The organism is Bradyrhizobium pachyrhizi (assembly GCF_029714545.1).
GTDB lineage: Bacteria > Pseudomonadota > Alphaproteobacteria > Rhizobiales > Xanthobacteraceae > Bradyrhizobium > Bradyrhizobium pachyrhizi.
In genome coordinates, this window is sequence record NZ_CP121667.1 from 1,835,599 (window position 1) to 1,858,305 (window position 22,707).

The window sequence follows — 22,707 nt, forward strand, 5'->3', positions numbered from 1 at the left end:
GAGATCAAGTCAGCCACGCAGTCCCGCCGGCGACAGATGGCGGAACGATGACATCCATCATGCAACAGCCCCGTGCAATTGCGCCGGCGGAAAACCGCGGGCCAAAGGCTGCCGCATCTCGCATCGTGTGGTCCTTTCGGGAGAGTGTCAATCGCGGAGCGCGCTCGCTGGGATGCTGCGATTAAGCCGTTGCGAGGGTTGATGTTCGTCTTTGGCACTCATCCGCTGGCACTGCTACAGCCGCGCCGGCAAGCCGGATGCACGCGTCGCGCTGATTGCGGTTCGATAGATCGCCGGGCTCGCGAAGCGAGTGCTGGATGAGCATGGATCGCCGTGATCGTACAAAGGCCAAAGTCATGATCGTGACACGCTATCGGAATCGATCACGTCGCGATTCGCGCAGCTTGCATCGATGATGCAGAGAAGCAACGCGCGATGTTCCACTGCATCGCGCAACGTTGCATCACGGCGCACTCTGAACTGACCATGAATACCGGACGAGCGCGTTTCCGTTTGCGTCGATGCGTTTCAGGCTGGTGTAAGGTCAGGGCGCTAGCGATGAAGTGTGTCGGTGCATTGCCGACGCACGGAACTTTTGTTCCGTCTCACGTCGAACGTGCTAATCGAAGAGGCTCCCAATGACAACTCGTCTCCTTTCGACCGTGTCGTGTGCAGCGATTGCCACGGCGCTGTTCTCTGCGACCGCCGTGCCCGCAATCGCGCAGGATGCGGCGTGCGCGCCGGTCTCTGCCGTCGAGACTGCGCCGCCGCCGTTGCCGACCTACGATCAGCCGCCGGTGCCTGGTCCCGGCTACATGTGGTCGCCGGGCAATTGGTCGTGGGATGAGGATCGCGGCGATTACTACTGGGTGCCGGGCACCTGGGTGCAGCCGCCGCGGGTCGGACTGCTGTGGACGCCCGGCTACTGGGGCGCGTTCGGCGGCGGCTTCATTTTCCACCAGGGCTATTGGGGTGATCGCGTCGGCTTCTATGGCGGCATCAATTACGGGTTCGGCTACGGCGGCTCGGGCTATGAAGGCGGCCGCTGGGATCACGGCAATTTCTTCTACAATCGCACCGTGAACAATCTGCAGGGCGCGCGGATCACCAACGTCTACGAGAAGAACGTCACGATCAATCAGACCACCGTCAACAACGTCAGCTACAATGGCGGCCGCGGCGGCATCGAGGTGCGGCCGACGCCGGCCGAGCGCACGATCGCCAAGGAGCAGCACTTCGCGGCGACGCCGTTGCAACGCAAGCAGGTCGAGACCGCAAGCCAGGATCCGAGCCTGTTCAAGCGGACCAACAATGGCGTGCCCGCAGTCGCCGCAACGGCGCGTCCCGGCGACTTGAAGGGACCGGGCGTGGTTCGCGCGCGGCCGGCCGGCGAGGCGGTGCCTGCCAACGCCGCACGGCCGGCGGCCGGGGAGCCGGCGCACCCGGGAGCTGCATCCGTACCCGCAACAGCACCGGCTGCCTCCCATGCGCTCCCGGTCCCGGGAAAGGAGCTTCCGGCGGCGCATCCGCCCGAGGCGAACAAGCCCGCGGCCGAGGAGAAGCGCGCGGCACCTGTTCCCGAGACCAAGGCCGAGCCGCATCCTGCTGCGCCGGCGCCTGCCGGATCCCACGCGCTTCCGGTTCCCGAGAAGGGCGTTGCGGCGCATCCGCCCGCCGAAGTGAACAGGCCCGCGGTCGAAGAGAAGCGCGCAGCGCCTGCCGCCGAGCCGAAGCTCGAGCCGCATCCTGCAGAAGCGGCGCGGCCTGCCGTGCAGGAGAAGCGACCCGAAGAGGTGCGCAAGGAAGAGCCGCGTCCCGAGCCTGCCGCGAAGCCCGTCGCGCGGCCCGAGCCAGCGAGGCCCGAACCGCGACCGGAGACGATGGCGCGCCCTGAGCCGCATCCGCAGCCGCAGGCCGCCCATCCCCAGCCGGTGGCACGGCCGGAGCCGCACGCCGCTCCGCATGCCGCGCCCGCGGCAGGTCATCCCGCGGAGGAGAAGCGGCAGGAGCAACACTAGGGCACGTCCGCGCTCCGCTGGCTCGTTCCGGCGGAGCGCGGTATTGTCCCGCCTGTGCAAGCGATCATCACTGGAGGTTGGTCATGGCACAGAGGCACGGCGGCGATGGACAGCTCGACGATGGGAAGCCGCGTTTGAGCGAGGACGACATACAGCGGGCCCTGCTCGGTCCGCGGGGCGTGCCGGGTAAGCCGGATACTGCCAAGATGACGCCGCAGCAGCAAAAGAACATGCCGAACTATCTGGACCCCGGACATACATCCTGACTCGTCATGTGACGTGAGCGCATGCTGCGTCGGCCGCTTCCGGGCGGCGCGCCTGCGCACTTGCAAATCGCCTGCTTTTGCGCCCTCATGATTGCAGGTGCACTCACGGTGTTGCGGAGCAGGTTGTGAGAAATCCGTACGAGGTCCTTGGCGTTGCCCCGACGGCGTCTGCGGCCGATATCCAGAAGGCCTATCGAAAGCTGGCGAAGAAGCTGCATCCGGATCTCAATCCGGGCGACAAGGCGGCCGAAGACAAATTCAAGGAAGTCGCGGCTGCGAACGATCTGCTCTCGGATGCCGAGAAGCGCAAGCGCTTCGACGCCGGCGAGATCGATGCGGATGGCGCCGAGCGACCGCAGCATCGCTACTACCGGGATTTCGCCACCGCCGATGCGGGGCATCCCTATGCCGACAGCTCCGGCTATGCCGACTACATGGACCAGGACGACGCCTTCGCCGAATTGCTCCGGCGCAGCGAGCAGGCGCGCGCCAACCGGCGCGGTCGCGATTTGCATTACGCTCTCGCGATCGACTTCGCGGAATCGATCACCGGTGCGAGCAAGCGGCTGACGCTTCCCGACGGCGGTACGCTCGACGTGACGATCCCGCCGGGGCTCGTCGATGGCCAGATCATTCGTCTGCGCGGCAAGGGCATGCCCGGCAGCGGCAAGGGCGGTCCCGGCGATGCGCTGATCGAGGTGGAAGTTCGCCCCGACCCGCGCTTCACCCGGGAGGGTGACGACATTACGCTGGAACTGCCGATCTCGCTGTCCGAGGCGGTGCTCGGCGGAAAAGTTCGCGTTCCGACGCCGACGGGGGCCGTGACCATGACGGTTCCGAAGGGATCGAACACCGGCACGACCATGCGGTTGCGCGGCAAGGGCGCGCCCCGCGTTGGCGGTGGCCAGGGTGACGAACTCGTCAAGCTCAAGGTGGTCCTGCCCAAGGGACCCGATCCCGAGCTCGAGGCGTTTGTGTCGAACTGGGATCGAAAGGCATTCGATCCGCGCGAGGATGGTGCATCATGAACAAGCAGCAGTTCCTCATCGATGCGGGTCTGGAGGTGCAGACCCTGGAGTTCTGGATCGAGCAGCAATGGCTGGTGCCGGACGAGACCACCAGCGAGATCAGCTTCTCCGACACCGACGTGGCGCGCGCGCATCTGATCCGCGACCTGAAGGGCGACTTCGGCGTCAACGACGAGGGCATCGACGTCATCCTTCATCTGGTCGATCAGCTGCACGGCCTGCGCCGCGCGTTCGAACAATTGCACAAGGACATGGCATCAACACCGCGCTAGGCGCCTCACTTGCGACGAACCTCAGCCTTGGGATCAGCCTGGGAGACGATCATGACGGACAAGCCGACGCCGCTGGCGCATGGCGAGATCGACGTTCTTATCCTGCAGGCGCTGGTGCGCAAGCTGATCGCGAAAGGCGTGCTGACGCCGGACGACGTCCGCTCGATGCTGTTCGAGGCCGCCAAGAATCTTGACCTGGTCGGCAGCGAGCTGACGACGGAAGCCGCCAACATCATCGTGCAGGAAGACCTGGCGCCGGCATTCCTTGGCGGCTAGGGAATAATCCGGAATAGTGGAAGCCGGTTTTCCCTTGCGACAAATGCGAAGCGTTTGCGCGGAGATCATGCTCGAATAAGGAGGCTTCAGGTCTGGCCGCCGCGGGTGGAGACCAGCCGGATCCGGGTGACCTGACCAGCATTGCCGACGAGATAGGCTTGTGCGTCACGCACCAGCCGCTCCACGGCGGCCGCGTCATAGCTCGGATGACGGGTGTTCAGATGCAGGTCGGTCTCGATCTGCATGATATTTGTCGTGTCAGCGGCGCCGATCTCGACCGAGAACGACACCAGCGAAATATGCGGGCTCTTGAAGGCCATCGCTCGATCTCCCTCATCGCGTGACGCGCGGCGCGCATCGGTACGGCGAGCGCAATCTATCTCAAGCTGCCGAATCCTGCTCGGCCGTTCGCATCGCAGCCCGACGCGCCCTGTCGAGTTCCTCGATCATGCCGCGGGCGATCTCGCGCTCGCCCATGATCACGATGTCGGCGCCAAGTGCCTTGAGATGATCGACCTCGGCGTCGGAATGCGCACGGGCGATGATCTGGATCTCGGCATTCGCGGCGCGCGCCTGCTCGACGATCTGGCCGGCCTCGAAGGCTTCGGGAATGGCGATGACCAGCGATCGCGCGGCGGCCGGATTGGTCGCGCGCAGCACGCTGGCGCGCGCGGCGTTGCCCATCAGGGCTTCGATGCCGCGCTCCTTGAGCTTGGCGACCATGTCGTCGGACGCCTCGACCGCGAGGAACGGCACGCTGCGTTGATGCAACGCATCGCCGACGATGCTGCCGACCCGGCCGTAGCCGACCAGGATGGTGTGATCCTGCAATTCGGTGACCGGGATCGGTTCAGAGGCTGCGGCGGTCGGCGAGGAAGCCTGCGGCTTCTCGAGCCGCGACGTCAGCCAGTCGACCACCGCGAACACCAGCGGGTTGAGCATGATCGAGAAGATCGCGCCCGCCAGGATCAGGTCGCGGCCGGCCTTCGGCAGCAGATTGAGCGCAACGCCGAGTTCGGCCAGGATGAAGGAGAATTCGCCGATCTGGGCGAGGCTCGCCGAGATCATCAGGGCGGTTGCGATCGGATGACGGAACAGCACGACGATCAGAAGGGCGGCAATCGACTTGCCGACCACGATGACGAACAAAGTCGCTGCGAACGGCCAGGGCTCGCGAACCACGCTGAGTGGATCGAACAGCATGCCGACGGAGACGAAGAACAGCACCGCGAACGCATCGCGCAGCGGCAGGGTCTCCTGGGCCGCGCGCTGGCTGAGCGGCGATTCCCGCAGCATCATCCCGGCGAAGAAGGCGCCGAGCGCCAGCGAGACACCGAACAGCTTGGTCGCGCCGAACGCGATGCAGAGCGCGATCGCGAGCACGGTCAGCCGGAACAGCTCGCGCGAGCCGGTATGCGCAATGTAGTGCAGGACCCACGGGATCAGCCGGCGCCCGACCACCAGCATCAGCGCGATGAACACGGTGATCTTGATCAGCGTCAGCACCAGCACGCCGGTGAGCCCGAGACCGAAACGGGCGGCGAGCGGATCGGAGATGAGCGCCGCGCCATCGCCGCCCTGCAAGCTCGCCACCGCCGGGAACAGCACCAGCGCCAGCACCATGGCGAGGTCTTCGACGATCAGCCAGCCGACCGCGATCTTGCCGCGTTCGGTGTCCATCAGGCGGCGCTCCTGCAGCGCGCGCAACAGCACGACGGTACTTGCGACCGACAGCGCGAGGCCGAACACCAGACCGGCGCCGACGGTCCAGCCCATCAATAGCGCGAGGCCGAGGCCCATCAATGTGGCGACCGCAATCTGCGCAATCGCGCCGGGCACCGCGATCGCGCGCACCGACAACAGATCGTTCAGCGAGAAATGCAGGCCGACGCCGAACATCAAGAGAATGATACCGAGCTCCGCGAGCTCGGTTGCCAGCGCCTGATCGGCAACGAAGCCGGGTGTGAAGGGACCCACTGCCACGCCCGCGAGCAGATAACCGACCAGTGGCGGAACCCGAAAGCGCTGGGCGATGGTTCCGAAGACAAAAGCGAGGCCGAGGCCCGCGACGATGGTCGCGATCAGAGGTGTGTCATGCGGCATTTCGCCTTGTCGCACAGCATCCCTGGCGGTGCACCGCGACCATTTGAGGCGCGGCATTCCGCGCGAAAATTGTGATCTATTGCTCATAACGTGAGCATATGATCTCATGCCGGGATGGATCCGCGGCTTCCCGAGACTGATTTGGTCATCTTCGACTGCGACGGCGTGCTCGTCGACAGCGAGGAATTGAGCTGCCGCTGTCTTGCCGAGGCGATGGTCCAGACCGGCATCGAGATGAGCACCGAGCGGGCGCTCGAACTCTTCCTCGGCCGCAGCACCGCGGCCGTGGTCGACTACTGCCGGGGCGTCGGAAAGCCGTTGCCCGAGACGTTTCTGCCTGACCTGGCGCTGCAGGTCCGTGAGACCTTCCGCTCCCGGCTGAAGCCGACCGCCGGCATCGCGGCGGTGCTCAAGGAATTGCGGCTGCCATATTGTGTCGCCTCGTCGAGCGATCTCGATCGGGTGAAGTTCTCGCTGGAGCTGACCGGCCTCGCCGCCAGCTTCGGGCCGCGGCTCTACACCGCGCAGATGGTCAAGCACGGCAAGCCGGCCCCCGATCTGTTCTTGCATGCGGCAGGCGCAATGGGCGCTGCGCCGCGCCGCACGCTCGTGATCGAGGACAGCGTCAGCGGCGTGATGGCCGCGAAGGCGGCGGGCATGAAAGTGTGGGGATTTGTCGGCGGCGCCCACTATCGGTTGGCGGATGGCAGTGCTCTGCTGCGGCAGGCCGGGGCGGATCGAATCTTCGCTGCGATGACGGATTTCTGGATGGAAGGCTGACGCAAGACGATGGCTGCGCCCGACAACGAAAAGTCTCGCCTCGACGATGCGGCGCGCGCCGGCTGGCTGTATTTCATCGCCGGCCACACCCAGGATGAGATTGCGAAAATGCTGCAGGTGTCGCGCGCCTCGGCGCAGCGCCTGGTGTCGCTGTGCCTGGCGGAGCGGCTGATCACGTTTCGCCTCGAACATCCCATCGCGGCCTGCATGGAGCTGGCTTCCCGGCTGAAGGCACGGTTCGATCTGGTGCATTGCGACGTCGTGCCGACCGATCCGGCGGCGCCGCTGTCCAATGCAGGGATCGCCGAGCGCAGCGCCAATCTGCTGGAGACGACGCTGCGCTCGGAGACGCCCGTGATCGTGGCGCTCGGCACCGGCCGCGCGGTGCGCGCCGCGGTCGAGCGGGTCTCGCCGATCGAGCGGCCCGATCACCAGATCGTCTCGCTGGTCGGCAACATCTCCGCCGACGGCTCGGCGAGCTTCTACGACACGGTGGGACGGCTCGCCGACCGCACCGGCGCGCGCCATTACCCGATGCCGCTGCCGTTCCTGATGTCGAGCGAGGACGAGCGTAACCGCATGGTGCGCATCGATCCGATCGCGCGGGTAAGGGCGGTCGCCGCCAAGGCCGATCTGCGGCTGATCGGCATCGGCCAGATGGACCAGAAGGCCCAGGTCCATGTCGACGGCTTCGTCACCCGCGAGGAGTTGCTGGAGATGATGCGGCTCGGCGCGGTCGGTGAGGTGACCGGCTGGGCCTATGATACCAAGGGCCGCCTGATCAAGGGCGGCACCAACAAGCGGCTGACGAGCATTCCGCCGCAGATCCCCGCGGAAGCGACCACGATCGCGGCAGCCGTCGGCGCCGCCAAGGTGCCGTCGATCAAGGCCGCATTGGCGGGCCGGGTGGTCAACGGCCTCATCACCGATGAGGCCACCGCGCGCGCGGTGCTGGACCGCTAGGCGCCACGGATCGGGCTTCACCTCGCCCCGCCTGCGGGGAGAGGCATAGGCCGCCTTCGGCGGCCGTTCTCAAGAACGCCGAAGCAAGGCTTCGGCTATGACGCATCGTCAGATGCGTTCCGGGTGAGGGGGAGTTTCCACGCATTCCTGTGGGTCCGTATGCGCGGAGAGAGCCCCTCACCCCAACCTCTCCCCGTAAGAATGGGGCGAGGGAGTGCGGTCCCGTCGTGGTCGCAGTTCGACTTCTCAGGCGTCAGCCGCTCTCTTCGCCTCCGCAAGCAGCTCCATTCCAGCGTGCAGCGGAACCCGCTATCGCGCGGGACGGCGCTCCCGCGCGCTTGACAAAGTTTGGCGACGGGATGAACATACGCTCAACACGTGGGCATATGCTCAACGTGACATAAGGGAGGTCACCTTGAAAAACGTCCTTTGCGCCGTTGCGGGCGCGGCTGCTGTTTTGATCTCTGCCCCCTCGATCGCCCAGACCACGCTGACGGTGGCGACCGTCAACAATGGCGACATGATCCGCATGCAGGGGCTCACCAGCGAATTCACCGCGAAGAATCCCGATATCACCGTCAAATGGGTGACGCTCGAGGAGAACGTGCTGCGCCAGCGCGTGACCACCGACATCGCCACCAAGGGCGGCCAGTTCGACGTGCTCACCATCGGCACCTATGAGGTGCCGATCTGGGCCAAGAAGAACTGGCTGGTGCCGCTCGACAAGCTCGGCGCCGATTACGACGTCGGTGACCTCCTGCCCAAGATCAAGGATGCGGTCTCGGTCGACGGCAAGCTCTACGCCGCGCCGTTCTACGGCGAGAGCTCGATGGTGATGTATCGCACCGACCTGTTCGACAAGGCTGGCCTGAAGATGCCGGAGAGCCCGACCTGGGACTTCGTGGTCGACGCCGCCAAGAAGCTGACCGACAAGTCCGCCGGTGTCTACGGCATCTGCCTGCGCGGCAAGGCCGGCTGGGGCGAGAACATGGCGTTCCTGACCGCGATGGCCAATTCCTACGGCGCGCGCTGGTTCGACGAGAAGTGGGAGCCGCAATTCACCTCGCCGGAATGGAAGAAGACGCTGACGACCTATGTCGACCTGATGAAGCAGGCCGGCCCTCCCGGCGCCTCTTCCAACGGCTTCAACGAGAACCTCGCGCTGTTCAACGCCGGCAAATGCGCGATGTGGATCGACGCCACCGTCGCAGCGTCGTTCGTCAGCAATCCGAAGGAATCCAAGGTCGCCGACAAGGTCGGCTTCGCGCTGGCGCCGAACACCGGGCTCGGCAAGAACGCCAACTGGCTGTGGGCGTGGAGTCTCGCGGTTCCTGCCGGTTCGAAGAAGGTCGACGCGGCCGAGAAGTTCATCGCCTGGGCGACCGGCAAGGATTACACCAAGCTGGTCGCGTCGAAGGAAGGCTGGGCCAACGTGCCGCCGGGCACGCGCACCTCGCTGTACAAGAACCCCGACTACCTCAAGGTCGCGCCCTTCGCCAAGCTGACCTTGGCCTCGATCGATGCCGCCGATCCGAACAAGCCGACGGTGAAGCCGGTGCCTTACGTCGGCGTGCAGTATGCGGCGATCCCTGAATTCCAGGGCATCGGCACCCAGGTTGGCCAGCAGTTCTCCGCGGCGCTGTCCGGCTCGACCTCCGTCGATGCGGCGCTCACCGCGGCGCAGTCCGCCACCGAGCGCGAAATGAAGCGCGCGGGCTACATCAAGTGAGCATGATCCTTACCCGGAGGGCCGCGCTAGCGCAAAGTGTGAAGCGGTTTTCCGAAAAGATCATGCTCAAAACAAAGCCGCGACTCGATAGCCAAGGCGCGACAGCCGCCTTGGCCGCCCGACCAGCTTAGACCTCCCGAGCTGGGCCACTTGCGACCATCCTGTCCCGCAGCGGGATGGTCGCTCCTTTCCTTGAGAAGGAGGCGGGGATGGCGACCCAGCAGACCCAACTGCTCGCACGCACGCTGCCACGCCCGCGGTGGCGTTGCTGTTCATCTGGATGATCGTGCCGCTGGCGCTCACGATCTATTTCGCGACCCTGCATTACAATCTGCTCGATCCCGGCTCTGAATCATTCGTTGGCTTGGAGAATTTCCGCTATTTCCTGACCGATCCGGCCTTCCTCGCCTCATTGCAGAACACCCTGGTGCTGGTCGGCTCGGTGCTCGCGATCACGATCATCCTTGGCGTGCCGCTGGCGCTGCTGCTCGACCAGCAGGTGGTCGGGCTCTCGATCGTCCGCCTGATGGTAATCGCGCCGTTCTTCGTGATGCCGACGGTGAGCGCGCTGGTATGGAAGAACCTGTTGATGCATCCGGTGTCGGGCCTGTTCGCCTGGATCGCGCATCTGTTCGGGCTGCCGGCGATCGACTGGTTCAACGACGCGCCGCTGTTCTCGGTGATTCTGATCATCTCCTGGCAATGGCTGCCATTCGCGACCCTGATCCTGCTCACCGCGCTGCAATCGCTCGACGAGGAGCAGAAGGAGGCGGCCGAGATGGACGGCGCGAGCGCGATCTCGACCTTCATCTACATCACGCTGCCGCACTTGGCGCGCCCGATCACCGTGGTGATCCTGATCGAGACCATCTTCCTGCTCACGGTGTTTGCGGAGATCTTCGTCACCACCGGCGGCGGCCCCGGCTTGCAGACCACCAACATCGCCTTCCTGATCTATTCGCAGGCGCTGATCCAGTACGACGTCGGCAGCGCCTCGGCGGGCGGCCTGGTCGCGGTGGTGCTCGCCAACATCGTCGCCTTCTTCCTCGTCCGTATCGTCGGCCGGAATCTGGAGGCGTAACGTCATGGCGCGGATGGTCACGACACGGCGCAAGGTGATCTCGACGGTGGCGGCCTGGCTGGTCGGCTTCCTGATCTTCTTCCCGATTCTCTGGATGGTGCTGGCGAGCTTCAAGACCGAGCTCGAGGCGTTCGCGATCCCGCCCTCGTTCCTGTTCTTCCACTGGACCACCGAGAACTACGCCACGGTGCAGGAGCGCAGCGACTATTTCCACCACGCGCTGAACTCGATCATCATCGCCGGCGGCTCGACGCTGATCGCGATGCTGATCGCGATCCCGGCGGCGTGGTCGATGGCGTTCTCGCCGACCAAGCGCACCAAGGACGTGCTGCTCTGGATGCTGTCCACCAAGATGATGCCGCCGGTCGGCGTGCTGGTGCCGATCTACCTGATCTACCGCACCTTCGGCCTGCTCGACACCCGCTCTGGCCTGATCTTCATCCTGTGCCTCGGCAATCTGCCGATCGTGATCTGGATGCTGTTCACCTATTTCAAGGAGATCCCGAAGGACATCCTCGAGGCGGCGCGGATGGACGGCGCCACGATCGGGCGCGAGCTGATCTACGTGCTGACGCCGATGGCGGTGCCGGGGCTCGCCTCGACGTTGCTGCTCAACCTGATCCTGGCGTGGAACGAGGCGTTCTGGACCCTCAATTTGTCGACGCTCGAGGCCGCGCCGCTCACTGTCTTCATCGCGTCCTATTCCAGCCCGGAAGGATTGTTCTGGGCGAAATTGTCGGCGGCGTCGACGCTCGCGATCGCGCCCATTCTCGTGCTCGGCTGGTTCAGTCAGCGGCAGCTCGTCCGCGGCCTGACCTTCGGCGCGGTCAAGTAGCAGAAAGGCTTTCGCCATGGGTCAGATTACGCTGCAGGGTGTGCAAAAATCGTTCGGGCCGGTCCACATCATCAAGGGCGCCGATCTCGACATCGCCGACGGCTCCTTCGTCGTCTTCGTCGGTCCGTCCGGCTGCGGCAAGACCACGCTGCTGCGGCTGATCGCGGGGCTCGAGGATGTCACCGGCGGCGCCATCCTGATCGACGGACGCAATGTGGTCGACGTGCCGCCGGCCAAGCGCGGGCTGTCGATGGTGTTCCAGTCCTACGCGCTCTATCCGCATATGAGCGTGCGCGGCAATATCGCGTTCGGCCTGAAGATGGCCGGCATCGCCAGGGACGAGATCAACCGCAAGGTCGAGGCCGCCGCGGCGACGCTCAACCTGACACCCTATCTCGACCGCAAGCCGCGCGAGCTGTCCGGCGGCCAGCGCCAGCGCGTCGCGATCGGGCGCGCCATCGTGCGCGAACCGAAGGCGTTCCTGTTCGACGAGCCGCTGTCCAATCTCGACGCCGCGCTGCGGGTGCAGATGCGGCTCGAAGTGACACGCTTGCAGAAGCAGCTCGGCACCACGGCGATCTACGTCACTCACGACCAGGTCGAGGCCATGACCATGGCGGACAAGATCGTGGTGCTGAACGGCGGCAAGATCGAGCAATACGGTTCGCCGCTCGAGCTCTATGAGAAGCCGGCCAACCTGTTCGTCGCCGGCTTCATCGGTTCGCCGAAGATGAATTTCGTCACCGGTGAGATCGCCAAGCAGCAGGGCGCCGCGACCATCGGGGTGCGGCCCGAGCATTTGAGGGTCGAGCGCGACGGGCAGGGCGGCTGGCACGGCACCGTCTCGGTCGCCGAGCATCTCGGCAGCGACACCTTCCTTTATGTCGACGCCGGACCGCTGGGAATGCTGACCGCGCGCTATGTCGGCGAACTCGACCTGCATCCCGGCGACCGGGTGTCGCTGATCCCGGATCCGGCGCGCATCCACCGTTTCGACGACGGCGGAAAATCGATTCACGCGTAGAGCATGATCCGGACTCGGAGGGCCGCGTTAGCGCAAAGTGCGAAGCGGTTTTCCGAACAGATCATGCTCAAGAAGAAGCTAAGGAAGAAGAAAATGTATCTCGAGAAATTCAGGCTCGGCGGCAAGACCGCCATCATCACCGGCGCGGGTCAGGGCATCGGGCTCGCCTGCGCCGAGGCGCTCGCCGAAGCCGGCGCCAAGGTCATCATCGGCGACCGCGACGCCAAGGTTGCCAATGACGCGCAGGCGGCGCTGAAGGCCAAGGGCTTCGACGCCGACATCGCGCTGATGGACGTGACGGATTCCGCTCGCGTCGCCGCGGTCGCCGACGAACTGGTCGGCAAGTATGGCAAGGTCGACATCCTCGTCAACAATGCCGGCATCGCCCGCAGCGAGACGCCGGCGGAAACCGTGACCGACGAGCACTGGCTCAACGTCATCGACGTCAACCTGAACGGCACCTTCTGGTGCTGCCGCGCCTTCGGCAATCACATGCTGAAGGCGAAATCCGGCACCATCGTTAATGTCGGCTCGATGTCCGGCTTCATCGTCAACAGGCCGCAGGAACAGTGCTTCTACAACGCTTCCAAGGCCGCGGTGCATCACCTGACGAAATCGCTCGCCGCCGAATGGGGCGCGCGCGGGGTTCGCGTCAACGCCGTGGCGCCGACCTATATCGAGACGCCGCTGAATGCCTTCGTGAAGAACAGCCCTAGAATGTACGACGCCTGGATCGGTGGAACCCCGATGGCGCGGATGGGGCAGGTCGACGAGATCGCCTCCGTGGTGCTGTTCCTGGCGTCCGAGGCGGCGAGTCTGATGACCGGAAGCATCGTTCTGGTCGATGGCGGCTACACTTGCTGGTAGGCTTGCGCCCGGGGATCATGCTCAACGGAAGATAGAGCGGTCATGCGGCAAGCCTATATCGGGGTGGACGTCGGCAGCACCAGCGCCCGGGCGGGCGTGTTCGACGAGTCGGGCAAGCTGCTCGGGTCGGCCCGGCATCCGATCCGGGTCTGGCACGAGCCCGGCGATATCGTCGAGCAATCGTCCGATGACATCTGGGCGGCCTGCGCCGCCTCGGTGCGCCATGCGATGCGGGAGGCTGCGGTTGCCGCCGAACACGTCAAAGGCATAGGCTTCGACGCGACCTGTTCGCTGGTCGTGCTCGACAGAGCGGGCCGGCCGCTCACCGTCAGCCCGTCCGGCGATCCCGTACGCAATGTCGTGGTCTGGATGGATCACCGCGCGATGGACGAAACCGAATTCGTCAACGCGACCGGCGACAAGGTGCTGCGCTATGTTGGCGGCGCCATCTCACCGGAGATGGAGATCCCGAAAATCCTCTGGCTGAAGCGGCATCTGCCCGCGACCTTCGAGGCCACCGGGCATTTCTTCGATCTCGCCGACTATCTGTCGTTCCGCGCCTCCGGCTCGCTGGCGCGCTCGACCTGCACGGTCACCTGCAAATGGACCTATGTCGCGGGCGAGGGCGGCTGGAGCGAATCCTTTTTCGAGCGGGTCGGGCTCGAGGCGCTCGCGGCCGACCGCTTCGGGCGGATCGGCAGCGAGATCGTGCCGCCCGGCTCGCCGCTCGGCCGCGGGCTGTCCGAGGATGCCGCGCGCGATCTCGGCCTTGTGCCGGGAACCGCGGTCGGTGCTTCCCTGATCGATGCCCATGCCGGCGGCGTTGGCGCGATCGGCGGCCGCGATGGCTCAGGCGCCGAGGTCGATGTCTGCCAACGGCTCGCCTACATCATGGGAACGTCGGCCTGCATCATGGCGACGACGGTCGATCCCTGCTTCGTGCCCGGCGTCTGGGGGCCGTATTTCGAAGGTATGGTGCCCGGCTTCTGGCTGAACGAGGGCGGCCAATCCGCGGCCGGCGCTGCGATCGATCACCTGCTCAAGTCGCATCCGGCGCACGCCGGGGTTGCGCTCGCGGCGAAGACCGACGGCGTCGACGTCATCGAATATCTCGAGAGGCGCATCCTGGCGCGCAGCGGCAATGCCGGTGTTGCGGCGCTGCTCGCGCGCAACGTTCATGTTCTGCCGGAATTTCTCGGCAACCGTTCGCCCTATGCCGATCCCGGCTCGCGCGCAGTGATCGCGGGGCTCGATCTCGACACCGACGTATCGGCGCTGGAGCGGCTGTTCATCGCCGGCCTGTGCGGGCTGGCCTATGGCCTTGCCGACGTCATCGACGCCTTGCAGGCGCATGGCGTCAACGGCAAGACCATCGTGATCGGCGGTGGCGCGAGCCGCAGCCCCCTGGTGCGCCAGATCATGGCCGACACGACAGGCTACACCGTGGCGCTGCCGCAGACGCAGGAACCCGTCTTGCTCGGCGCCGCGATGCTGGGCGCGGTCGCCAGCGGTGCGCACAATTCGATCAATGCGGCGATGGCCGGCATGTCGGCGCTCGGGCGGTTGAGCGAGCCGACCAGGCCGGAACTTGCCGAGTTCCACCGCAAGAAGCGCGGCGTGCACAAGATGCTGCGAGAGCTTGACCGCGACAGCCGCGAGGCGATGAGGCCGGCGCCCGGCGAAGCGCCGACGTAAGGTTTGCCCATGCTGCTGAGTTGCGGAGATGCACTGATCGATTTCCTGCCGTCGAAGACGGCGGATGGACGCGAGGCCATGACGCCCGCGGTCGGCGGCTCCTGCCTCAACATCGCGATCGGCAGCGCCCGGCTCGATGTTCCCACCGGCTTTGTCGGCGGCATCTCGACCGACACCTTCGGCAGGATGATCGCCGATCATGCCGCGGCGTCCGGCGTCGATCTTCGTCGCGCCACCCGCAGCAATCGCCAGGCCACGCTGGCCTTTGCGCGCGTCACCGGCACCGAGACGCAATACGCCTTCTACGACGCCGACACCGCATCGCGGAACTGGACCTATCGGCGCGATGCGGTCGCGCTTGACGAGGTCACCTGCGTGCATACCGGCTCGACCACGCTGGTCCATGACAAGGGTGCTGCGGAGACGCTGGCCTTGATCGAGGATGCGCGGCCGAACGTGACGATCTCGCTCGATCCGAATTGCCGGCCGAACCTCGTCAAGGACAAGGACGCCTATCGCGCGCGCATGCTTGCGTTCTGCGGCAAGGCCGACATCGTGAAGATGTCCGACGTCGACTTCGCCTATCTGTTCGGTGACGAGGCCCATGCTGCGCGGGCCGAGGCGCTGCTGTCGGGCGGCGCATCGCTCGTCGTCATCACGCGCGGCAATGATGGCGCCTGTGCCTGGCATCGCAAGGCCGGACCGATCGCGGCCGAAGCGCCGGTGGTGAACGTCGTCGATACGATCGGCGCCGGCGACAGCTTTCAGGCGGCGCTGCTCGCCGCGTTGCATCGGCTGGACCGGATCGCGCAGCCGCGGTTGCGCGACGTCTCCGCGGCCGAGCTGACCCGTGCGCTGTCCTTTGCTTGCAAATGCGCCGCCTTCACCTGCACGCGGCCCGGCGCCGATCCGCCGCGGAGCCGGGAGTTGCCGGCCGACTATTGGTAGGCCATGCACGGCCTCAGCCGGCGCTGCCTCCCGCGCGATGCCGTCGCTTGACGCTTAGTCTCATTTTGCGTGCTGCGCCTGCGAAGGCAAATCTGCCCGGCGATGCGTGAAGGCGTCCGAAGCACCCGATATCGCTCGGATTTGATGCCAACCCGCGATCGCTGCGTTTCGAGCGTGCGAAGTCATGCTGCTTCGGCTTCGCTTTGAGCGCATCGGTTGTCTTTGTGAAAGACCGCGCTAACATGGAACCCATCCATCGATACCTGTCGTCGTCTTTTTTTGATCGTCTATTGCAGCGCAACCAGGCCACGCAATGGGTTGCGGGCTCGCCAGGGCGACCGGGCCTCGAAGGGAAGTAGCAGACACGCATCCCTAATATTGCAACCAAGAAATAACGGGGGAAGATATGTATGTGAAAGGGATTGCGGCATTCGCCGCCGCACTCGGCGTTGGCCTGTTGTCGGGCGCCGCCATCGCGCAGGAAGTCAAGCAGGAGAAGCAGTCGGTCCTCGGCAACGCCAATGTTTCTTCGGTGACCCAGGAGCAGCTCAACGCCGCCGACAAGAGCACCAGGGACTTCCTGCTCACCAACGGCAACTATGCCCAGACGCGATTCTATCCGGGCAAGCAGATCAGCCGGGACAATGTGAAGAACCTGCACGTCGCATGGATCTTCCAGACCGACGTCAAGGAATCGCTTGAGACATCTCCGATCGTCGTCGATGGCGTGATGTTCGTCACGACGTCGTTCAGCCATGTCTATGCGCTCGACGCCAAGACCGGTCAGCAGCTCTGGCACTATGCCCACAAGATGGGCCCGATCACGGTTTATTGCTGCGGTCCCAACAATCGTGGCGTCCAGGTGCTCGGCGACCGGGTCTATCTGGCGACGCTCGATTCCAAGCTGATGGCGCTGAATGCCAAGACCGGCGAGGTGGTCTGGACCACCAACATCGCCGATCCCGAGCTCGGCTACAGCGAGACGATGGCGCCGACCGTGGTCAAGGACAAGGTGCTGATCGGAACCAACGGCGGCGAATACGGCATCCGCGGCTTCGTGCGCGCCTATGACGCCAAGACCGGCAAGCAACTCTGGAATTTCCACACCATTCCGGAGAACTCCGTCGGTGTCTGGGCGACCAAGGACGCCACCGGCCGCGACATGCATCGCAATATCCAGGCCGAGAAGGACATGCTCGCCAAGATCGGCGATCCCTATGCCAAGCTCGGTGGCGGCGTGTGGCAGAACCCGTCGGTCGATCTCGCGACCAACCGGATCTACTTCGTCGTCGGCAACCCGTCGCCCGACCTCGACGGCTCGAACCGGCCCGGCGACAACCTCTACACCAACTCGCTGGTCTCGCTCGATCTCGACACCGGCAAGTATGTCTGCCATTTCCAGTACATCGCCCATGACGTCTGGGACCTCGACGCGGTCAGCCCGACGGTGCTGGTCAACGTCAAGGACAAGAGCGGCAAGACGATTCCCGGCGTCATCCATGCCGGCAAGACCGGGCACATCTATGTGCACGATCGCAAGGACTGCAGCCTGATCCGCTTCTCCGAGGCGATGGTGCCGCAGGAGAACATGTGGGTGCTGCCGACCAAGGAAGGCGCGCGCATGCTGCCCGGCGCCAATGGCGGCGTCGAATGGTCGCCGATCGCGACCGATCCGGGACAGGAGCTGGCCTACGCCATCAACCTGCACCAGCCGATGACCTACCACGTCGAGAGCTCGGCCTATCCGAACGGCAAGCTGTGGCTGGGCGGCGCCTTCAAGGTGATCCCGGGCGAGAAGCAGGCGGGCAACATCACCGCGGTGAACTACAACAACGGCAAGATCAAATGGCAGGTCAACACGCCCGAGCCGATGATCGGCGGCATCCTCGCCACCGCCGGCGGCCTGGTCTTCACGGGCGAAGGCAACGGCAAGTTCGCGGCCTACAATTCGTCGAACGGCAAGGAGCTGTGGAGCTTCCGCGCCGGCGCCGGCGTCAATGCGCCGCCGTCGAGCTACATGGTCGGCGGCAAGCAATATATCGTGGTCGGTGCGGGCGGTAACACCCAGCTCGACTACAAGCGCGGCAACAACATCATCGCCTTCACGCTCGACTGAGCCTGGGCCTGATGCATCATCACGCGTGCAAACATTGACGGCGAGGCGGGACCGGTTCGGTCCCGCCTCTGTTTTCTACGGATGAGCAGATGTTCAGTAGATGGATGATTTGCGGCGTCGCGCTGTTGCTGATGGCGGCGCAGGCGCGCGCAGAGACGATTGAGGAGAAAGTACAGGTCTGCGCCGGCTGCCACGGCGAGAGCGGCAAGCCGGTCGACAAGACCATTCCGACGATCTGGGGCCAGCAGGCCGGCTATCTCTACATCCAGCTGCGCGATTTCAAGCGCGGCGATCGCAAGAGCGAGATCATGCAGCCGATCGCGGCCCAGTTCGAGCGCGACGACATGCTGGCGATCGCGGAATATTTTTCGCAGAAGCCGTGGCCTGACCTCGGCCAGCCGCGTGCGCCCAAGGACGTGGCGGAGAAGGCGGTCAGCGCCAGCCGCTCGGTCGGCTGCCCGGCCTGCCATCTCGATCGCTTCCAGGGCGACGGCACGGTGCCGCGGCTGGCCGGGATGGGGCGGGATTACCTCGCCAAGACCATCGCCGATTTCCGCACCCGTGCGCGCGGCAACAATCCCGGCATGTCCGACCTGATGCTGGCAACGTCGCCCGACGACCTTGCCGCACTGGTGGAGTATCTGGCGGGGCTGTGAGCGGCGGGCAGGCTAATGGGATGAGGTCGGATAGCGCGCGATGGAGGTGCGCTCCCTCTCCCGCTTGCGGGCAGGGCAATCGCATATGGCTCCAGCACCGGTGTTTCCGCGCCGTCATGGCCGGGCCTGTCCCGGCCATCCACGTCTTTCGCGGAAACCAAGATGTGGATGCCCGGCACAAGGCCGGGCATGACGAGTTTTGTGGAGCTATCGAGCCCATATGCGATTGCCATGCGCTTGCGGGGGAGGTCGAGCCAGCTGCCGTCAGACCGCTCAGCCTCACTGGTTCTTGGCCCGTTGCTAACCTTGGCGCTCGCTCGCGCGGCGTCCAAAAGTGAACCCAAAACAGACATTAGCGGAGGGAAGCAATCGCTACGAACGATTGCTGCGGAAATGTCAACTTGCCACCTGCCAGCATCGAATGGTCGAGACGAGAGGCAGCATCCTCGGAAATCGAGATGATTAGCCGCTCCCGCTCAAGCGCCTCTTTGTCCTTCAAGAGGCCAGCCATCGGCGTTGCCGTGAGCTGAAAGCGGACATAATCCAACATTGACGGGAACTTAATCTGTTGGGTCACAGCGGCCACATCGACAAAATCAAAGCCCGCCTGTTTCGTCCAATCGGCAATCTCCTGAGCATCGCAAGAGAGGTGCTCGGAACGTTTGGTGCGCGACGCCTCTTTTCCCAGGCACTTATCGAGTGCCTGCACAAAAGCGTGTGCTGCTGGAGTTTTCTCAATTGCGCTGTAGACGCTGAACCCAGCGCGTCCTGCGGGCTTCAGCACCCGCACCATTTCCTTTAGCGCAAGAAGCCGGTCTGGAAAAAATTGAAGCCCAAGTTGGCAAAGCACCACGTCGAAGCAGTCTGCTTCAAACGGAAGGTCAAGCGCGCTCCCCTCAACCCATTCAATTTTTGGAGATTTCGAGCGCGCAATTGCGAGCATCGCAGTATTGAGGTCAAGGCCAACCACTCGTCCCGCCAAGCCTAGTTGCTGCGTCGACCTCGCGACTATGCCGGTCCCACAGGCGACGTCGAGCACGCTTTCGCCTTGCCTAGGTGCGATGCGGTCGAGCAGGTCACTCGCCCATACCGAAGTAATGGCTGGTACAAGATAGCGTTCGTAGAGTTCCGGCGCGCTGGCATCCATTTGCCAATGTTCGTGGACCGACATGACTTCCCCTACCGCGAGTGGAAAGTATCGAACGTCTTGAGTGTTGATGCTGGCCTATTGGATGGCAAGCTGCAAGGGAGTCTGCTTATGGCCCATCTGCGACCTCAGGGAATGTCCGCTCTTCAGCCGCTGCCGCTTAATGAGTACATGCCCTGGAACGCCGAAGCAGAGCTTCGGCTATGTCGCATCGTGAGACTCGATCCGGGTGAGGGGGAGTCTCCGCAAACCCATCTCTTGCTGTGTACGCGGTGATAGACCCTCACCCCAGCTCTCTGGAGAGGGAGCACGGTCATCATGCCTCAACGCGGCGTCAGCTCCTCGCGCAGCGCCGACAGGATGGTGAGATCGGCGGCATGCTTGCCGGCCTTGTCGGCCAGCGCCGCATCGGCGCCATGAGCGAGCAATGCCTTCGCGATTGCAGGATGATTGCCCTCGGCGGCGATCATCAGTGCCGTGCGGCCGCGCGCATCGCGGTCGTCGACCTTGGCGCCGGCGTCCAGCAGGTACGAGACGACCTCCAGTGCCTGCGCCTCCGGCACGGTCTCGTCAGGGCCGGCGGCCCACATCAGGAGTGTCAGATCGTTGGCGTAGCGCACGTTGATCTCGATCTCGCGCGCGAGCAGCTGCTTGACGATGCCGAGCTGGCCGCCCGCCGCGGCATAGACGACCGGCGGCTTGCCGGTGTCGTCTGCCTTGCGGCCGTCGGCGCCGTGCGCCAGCAGCATGCGCACCACCATGTCCCTGCCGGCATAGGCCGCGGCCGCGACCGGGGAGGCGCCGCTGCGTCCGGTGAGATTGACGTCGGCACCGCGGTCGATCAGGCGCTGCACGATCGCGACATGGCCGCGCTCGGCGGCAAAGTACAGCGCGGTCGATCCCGCGAGGTTGCGCGCATCGAGCGGCGCGCCGCGCGCCAGCAGCAGGTCGACCATCGCGAGATGGCCGGAGCGGGCGGCGTGGCTCAGCGGCCTTGCGCCCAGCCGGTCCCGCGCATCGACCGAGGCGCCGTGATCGAGCAGCTCGGTGGCAAGGTTGATGCAATCGGCGTTGGCGGCCGCAAACAGCGACAGCGAGATCTCGACCGCGCTGAGCTGGGCCTTGTCGGTTTCGTATTTGCGGATCAGCTCGCGGCACCGCGCCGGATCGGGCCCCGCGAGGCTGCCGTGCACGCTGCCGGCAACGATCAGCGCGGCGAGGGCAATGTGGCGATACAAGGCGTGGTCCTCCGTCATGCTGACAGCAGCGCCATTCGGTTCGAGCGTCGCATGATCCTCGGTCGCTGCCAAGCCGCGCGGCAGGGAAGGGCCCGCCGATTCGGCAGGCCATGCGCCGTCGCGGCTCCGTGGCGGCACGCCATGCGTCCGAGCCGATGGACTTGCGGCATGCCACGCGGCACGATGCGTCCGTCGACCATCTTTGACGCGAGTCCACGCCCAAATGAGCGACGATCTGTGTCTGCTGTCTGCCGTTGAGCTTCGTGGGCGCATCGCCCGCAAGGAGGTCTCGCCTGTCGAGATTACGCGCGCGGTGCTCGCCCGTGCCGAGCGGCTGCAACCCGAATTGAACTGCTTTATCACGCTGTGCGGCGATGCGGCGATGGCGCAGGCGAAAGCCGCCGAGCGGCAAATCACGGCTGGCGAGCCGCTCGGTCTGCTCCACGGCATCCCCTTCACGGTGAAGGACATCGTCAACACCAAAGGCGTCCGGACGACCTTCGGCGCGGTGCCGTACCGGGACAACGTGCCCGACAATGACGCCGTCGCCGTGGCCCGCCTCCGTGCCCAGGGCGGCATATTAATCGGCAAGACCACGACGCCGGAGTTCGGCAGCAAGTGCCTGACGGATTCGCCGCTGTTCGGACGGACGCGCAATGCATGGAGTGCCGAGCGGTCCAGTGGCGGCTCCAGCGGCGGCGCGGCGGTCGCGGTCGCGAGCGGCATCGCGCCGCTGGCGGTTGCGACCGATGGCGGCGGCTCCACCCGGATTCCGGCCGCCTGCAACGGCGTGGTCGGAATCAAGCAGAGCAACGGGGTGATCCCGCATAGCCAGGTGCAGGACGCTTTCGGCAACCAGACCTATGTCACACCGACCACGCGCACCGTTGCCGATACGGCGCTGATGATGCAGGCGATGGCGGGAGAGGATCCGTCGGATCCCTGGTCGATCGGGGTGCCGGTGCCTGACTATCTCGGGCTTGCCGCGCCGCGTGGCGACCTCAAGGGCCGGCGGGTGCTGTTCTGCGTGTCGCCGCCGGGGCGCCCGGTCACGTCCGATGTGGCCGCGGCGTTCAAGTCCAGCCTCGACGGGCTGGCGAGCCTCGGGGCCGAGCTCGAAGAGTTTTCCGGCGACGGCTTTGACATCGAGCCGATCTGGCGTGCGATCAACCACACCGTCTGGCGCACCCGCTTCGAGAAGCTCGCGGCCGATCATCCGAATGATCTCAGCGCAACCTTCCTGAAGCAGCTCGCGCTGGCGGCGCAGGTCAGCGGTGTCGACTACCAGCGGGCGATGTTCGAGCGCACCGTGCTGTTCCGCCGGGTGCAGTCGCTGTTCGCGCGCGGCGATCTCCTGGCGATGCCGACCTTGACCCGGTCGGCGCTGCCGATCGACCAGGACCTGTTCGGCACGATCGAGATCGATGGCCGGAGTTTCGACAGCGTGCGGCCGCACTGGTTTCCCTGGACCATGCTGTTCAACATGACCGGGCATCCCGCCGTCAGCATCCCCGTAGGTTTCGGTCGCGACGGCCTGCCGATCGGACTGCACCTGGTCGGCCGCTTCCGGGCCGATGCCGAACTGTTGCGCGTTGCTGCGTTGTTCGAGGCGGCGAGCGACTTGCTTGGTCGCTGGCCGACCTGATGTTGTCGGCGCCGCTCGAT

Annotated in this window: 20 protein-coding genes and 1 pseudogene; 17 read left to right on the forward strand and 4 right to left on the reverse strand. The window is 65.1% G+C overall.

The window, feature by feature from the left end; translation table 11 throughout:
- Positions 1–638 precede the first annotated feature (638 nt).
- The 5 genes from QA639_RS08350 to QA639_RS08370 all read left to right on the forward strand — a co-directional run bounded on the left by QA639_RS08350 (position 639) and on the right by QA639_RS08370 (position 3,860).
- Positions 639–2,018 (forward strand): hypothetical protein, encoded by a 1,380-nt coding sequence (locus QA639_RS08350; RefSeq protein ID WP_283089523.1) that lies wholly within the window; start codon positions 639–641, stop codon positions 2,016–2,018.
- Between the two features lie 83 nt (positions 2,019–2,101).
- Positions 2,102–2,284: a hypothetical protein gene (locus QA639_RS08355; RefSeq protein ID WP_050386906.1), complete on the forward strand. Its 183-nt coding sequence runs from the start codon at positions 2,102–2,104 to the stop codon at positions 2,282–2,284.
- 125 nt (positions 2,285–2,409) lie between these two features.
- The gene (locus QA639_RS08360) at positions 2,410–3,312 is read left to right on the forward strand and encodes a J domain-containing protein (protein WP_283089524.1); all 903 of its coding nucleotides are present in this window, start codon (positions 2,410–2,412) and stop codon (positions 3,310–3,312) included.
- Complete coding sequence (locus QA639_RS08365; RefSeq protein ID WP_283089525.1) at positions 3,309–3,584, forward strand: chaperone modulator CbpM; 276 nt, start codon at positions 3,309–3,311, stop codon at positions 3,582–3,584. Before QA639_RS08360 ends, QA639_RS08365 begins: the two co-directional genes overlap by 4 nt.
- 51 nt (positions 3,585–3,635) lie before the next feature.
- Entirely contained in the window at positions 3,636–3,860 is a 225-nt protein-coding gene (locus QA639_RS08370) for a hypothetical protein (RefSeq protein WP_016843345.1), read from the forward strand.
- A gap of 86 nt (positions 3,861–3,946) precedes the next feature.
- Here the strand turns inward: QA639_RS08370 and QA639_RS08375 are convergent, their stop codons facing one another.
- Both QA639_RS08375 and ybaL read right to left on the reverse strand, forming a co-directional pair.
- Positions 3,947–4,180 (reverse strand): hypothetical protein, encoded by a 234-nt coding sequence (locus QA639_RS08375; RefSeq protein WP_283089526.1) that lies wholly within the window; start codon positions 4,178–4,180, stop codon positions 3,947–3,949.
- 61 nt (positions 4,181–4,241) lie between these two features.
- The gene (gene ybaL / locus QA639_RS08380; protein ID WP_283089527.1) at positions 4,242–5,963 is read right to left on the reverse strand and encodes a YbaL family putative K(+) efflux transporter; all 1,722 of its coding nucleotides are present in this window, start codon (positions 5,961–5,963) and stop codon (positions 4,242–4,244) included.
- A 114-nt stretch (positions 5,964–6,077) separates the two neighbouring features.
- Here ybaL and QA639_RS08385 point away from each other — a divergent pair, with 114 nt between their 5' ends.
- The 11 genes and pseudogenes from QA639_RS08385 to QA639_RS08435 all read left to right on the forward strand — a co-directional run bounded on the left by QA639_RS08385 (position 6,078) and on the right by QA639_RS08435 (position 18,657).
- Positions 6,078–6,743 carry an HAD family hydrolase gene (locus tag QA639_RS08385; RefSeq protein WP_283089528.1) on the forward strand — a complete coding sequence of 222 codons (666 nt, stop codon included), beginning with the start codon at positions 6,078–6,080 and terminating at the stop codon, positions 6,741–6,743.
- A gap of 9 nt (positions 6,744–6,752) precedes the next feature.
- Positions 6,753–7,706, forward strand: a complete 954-nt coding sequence (locus QA639_RS08390; protein ID WP_283089529.1) for a sugar-binding transcriptional regulator — start codon at positions 6,753–6,755, stop codon at positions 7,704–7,706.
- Between the two features lie 415 nt (positions 7,707–8,121).
- Positions 8,122–9,435 (forward strand): ABC transporter substrate-binding protein, encoded by a 1,314-nt coding sequence (locus QA639_RS08395; protein ID WP_050386839.1) that lies wholly within the window; start codon positions 8,122–8,124, stop codon positions 9,433–9,435.
- 209 nt (positions 9,436–9,644) lie between these two features.
- Positions 9,645–10,516 (forward strand): annotated as a pseudogene (locus tag QA639_RS08400) (carbohydrate ABC transporter permease).
- Positions 10,517–10,520: 4 nt separating this feature from the next.
- Complete coding sequence (locus QA639_RS08405; RefSeq protein ID WP_069279505.1) at positions 10,521–11,351, forward strand: carbohydrate ABC transporter permease; 831 nt, start codon at positions 10,521–10,523, stop codon at positions 11,349–11,351.
- A gap of 16 nt (positions 11,352–11,367) precedes the next feature.
- The gene (locus QA639_RS08410; protein ID WP_283089530.1) at positions 11,368–12,375 is read left to right on the forward strand and encodes an ABC transporter ATP-binding protein; all 1,008 of its coding nucleotides are present in this window, start codon (positions 11,368–11,370) and stop codon (positions 12,373–12,375) included.
- A 93-nt stretch (positions 12,376–12,468) separates the two neighbouring features.
- On the forward strand, positions 12,469–13,242 hold the full coding sequence (locus QA639_RS08415) for an SDR family NAD(P)-dependent oxidoreductase (protein WP_283090559.1): 774 nt from the start codon (positions 12,469–12,471) through the stop codon (positions 13,240–13,242).
- A gap of 42 nt (positions 13,243–13,284) precedes the next feature.
- The gene (locus QA639_RS08420; protein ID WP_283089531.1) at positions 13,285–14,937 is read left to right on the forward strand and encodes an FGGY-family carbohydrate kinase; all 1,653 of its coding nucleotides are present in this window, start codon (positions 13,285–13,287) and stop codon (positions 14,935–14,937) included.
- A 9-nt stretch (positions 14,938–14,946) separates the two neighbouring features.
- Positions 14,947–15,885 carry a carbohydrate kinase family protein gene (locus tag QA639_RS08425; protein ID WP_283089532.1) on the forward strand — a complete coding sequence of 313 codons (939 nt, stop codon included), beginning with the start codon at positions 14,947–14,949 and terminating at the stop codon, positions 15,883–15,885.
- 406 nt (positions 15,886–16,291) lie between these two features.
- Complete coding sequence (locus QA639_RS08430) at positions 16,292–18,001, forward strand: pyrroloquinoline quinone-dependent dehydrogenase (protein WP_283089533.1); 1,710 nt, start codon at positions 16,292–16,294, stop codon at positions 17,999–18,001.
- An 89-nt stretch (positions 18,002–18,090) separates the two neighbouring features.
- Positions 18,091–18,657, forward strand: a complete 567-nt coding sequence (locus QA639_RS08435) for a c-type cytochrome (RefSeq protein WP_244482525.1) — start codon at positions 18,091–18,093, stop codon at positions 18,655–18,657.
- Positions 18,658–19,009: 352 nt separating this feature from the next.
- Here the strand turns inward: QA639_RS08435 and QA639_RS08440 are convergent, their stop codons facing one another.
- Both QA639_RS08440 and QA639_RS08445 read right to left on the reverse strand, forming a co-directional pair.
- On the reverse strand, positions 19,010–19,828 hold the full coding sequence (locus QA639_RS08440) for a class I SAM-dependent methyltransferase (RefSeq protein ID WP_038377577.1): 819 nt from the start codon (positions 19,826–19,828) through the stop codon (positions 19,010–19,012).
- A gap of 299 nt (positions 19,829–20,127) precedes the next feature.
- Positions 20,128–21,042 carry an ankyrin repeat domain-containing protein gene (locus QA639_RS08445; protein WP_283089534.1) on the reverse strand — a complete coding sequence of 305 codons (915 nt, stop codon included), beginning with the start codon at positions 21,040–21,042 and terminating at the stop codon, positions 20,128–20,130.
- Between the two features lie 223 nt (positions 21,043–21,265).
- On the opposite strand from QA639_RS08445, the gene QA639_RS08450 reads away from it, so the two are divergent.
- Positions 21,266–22,687, forward strand: a complete 1,422-nt coding sequence (locus tag QA639_RS08450) for an amidase (protein WP_283089535.1) — start codon at positions 21,266–21,268, stop codon at positions 22,685–22,687.
- Positions 22,688–22,707: the final 20 nt, after the last annotated feature.

Bases quoted from the DNA above. Each gene is read 5' to 3' on its own strand.
- QA639_RS08350 (WP_283089523.1), top strand. From the start codon at position 639: ATGACAACTCGTCTCCTTTCGACCGTGTCGTGTGCAGCGATTGCCACG.
- QA639_RS08355 (WP_050386906.1), top strand. From the start codon at position 2,102: ATGGCACAGAGGCACGGCGGCGATGGACAGCTCGACGATGGGAAGCCG.
- QA639_RS08365 (WP_283089525.1), top strand. From the start codon at position 3,309: ATGAACAAGCAGCAGTTCCTCATCGATGCGGGTCTGGAGGTGCAGACC.
- QA639_RS08370 (WP_016843345.1), top strand. From the start codon at position 3,636: ATGACGGACAAGCCGACGCCGCTGGCGCATGGCGAGATCGACGTTCTT.
- QA639_RS08375 (WP_283089526.1), bottom strand. From the start codon at position 4,180: ATGGCCTTCAAGAGCCCGCATATTTCGCTGGTGTCGTTCTCGGTCGAG.
- ybaL (WP_283089527.1), bottom strand. From the start codon at position 5,963: ATGCCGCATGACACACCTCTGATCGCGACCATCGTCGCGGGCCTCGGC.
- QA639_RS08385 (WP_283089528.1), top strand. From the start codon at position 6,078: ATGGATCCGCGGCTTCCCGAGACTGATTTGGTCATCTTCGACTGCGAC.
- QA639_RS08390 (WP_283089529.1), top strand. From the start codon at position 6,753: ATGGCTGCGCCCGACAACGAAAAGTCTCGCCTCGACGATGCGGCGCGC.
- QA639_RS08405 (WP_069279505.1), top strand. From the start codon at position 10,521: ATGGCGCGGATGGTCACGACACGGCGCAAGGTGATCTCGACGGTGGCG.
- QA639_RS08410 (WP_283089530.1), top strand. From the start codon at position 11,368: ATGGGTCAGATTACGCTGCAGGGTGTGCAAAAATCGTTCGGGCCGGTC.
- QA639_RS08415 (WP_283090559.1), top strand. From the start codon at position 12,469: ATGTATCTCGAGAAATTCAGGCTCGGCGGCAAGACCGCCATCATCACC.
- QA639_RS08420 (WP_283089531.1), top strand. From the start codon at position 13,285: ATGCGGCAAGCCTATATCGGGGTGGACGTCGGCAGCACCAGCGCCCGG.
- QA639_RS08425 (WP_283089532.1), top strand. From the start codon at position 14,947: ATGCTGCTGAGTTGCGGAGATGCACTGATCGATTTCCTGCCGTCGAAG.
- QA639_RS08430 (WP_283089533.1), top strand. From the start codon at position 16,292: ATGTATGTGAAAGGGATTGCGGCATTCGCCGCCGCACTCGGCGTTGGC.
- QA639_RS08435 (WP_244482525.1), top strand. From the start codon at position 18,091: ATGTTCAGTAGATGGATGATTTGCGGCGTCGCGCTGTTGCTGATGGCG.
- QA639_RS08440 (WP_038377577.1), bottom strand. From the start codon at position 19,828: ATGTCGGTCCACGAACATTGGCAAATGGATGCCAGCGCGCCGGAACTC.
- QA639_RS08450 (WP_283089535.1), top strand. From the start codon at position 21,266: ATGAGCGACGATCTGTGTCTGCTGTCTGCCGTTGAGCTTCGTGGGCGC.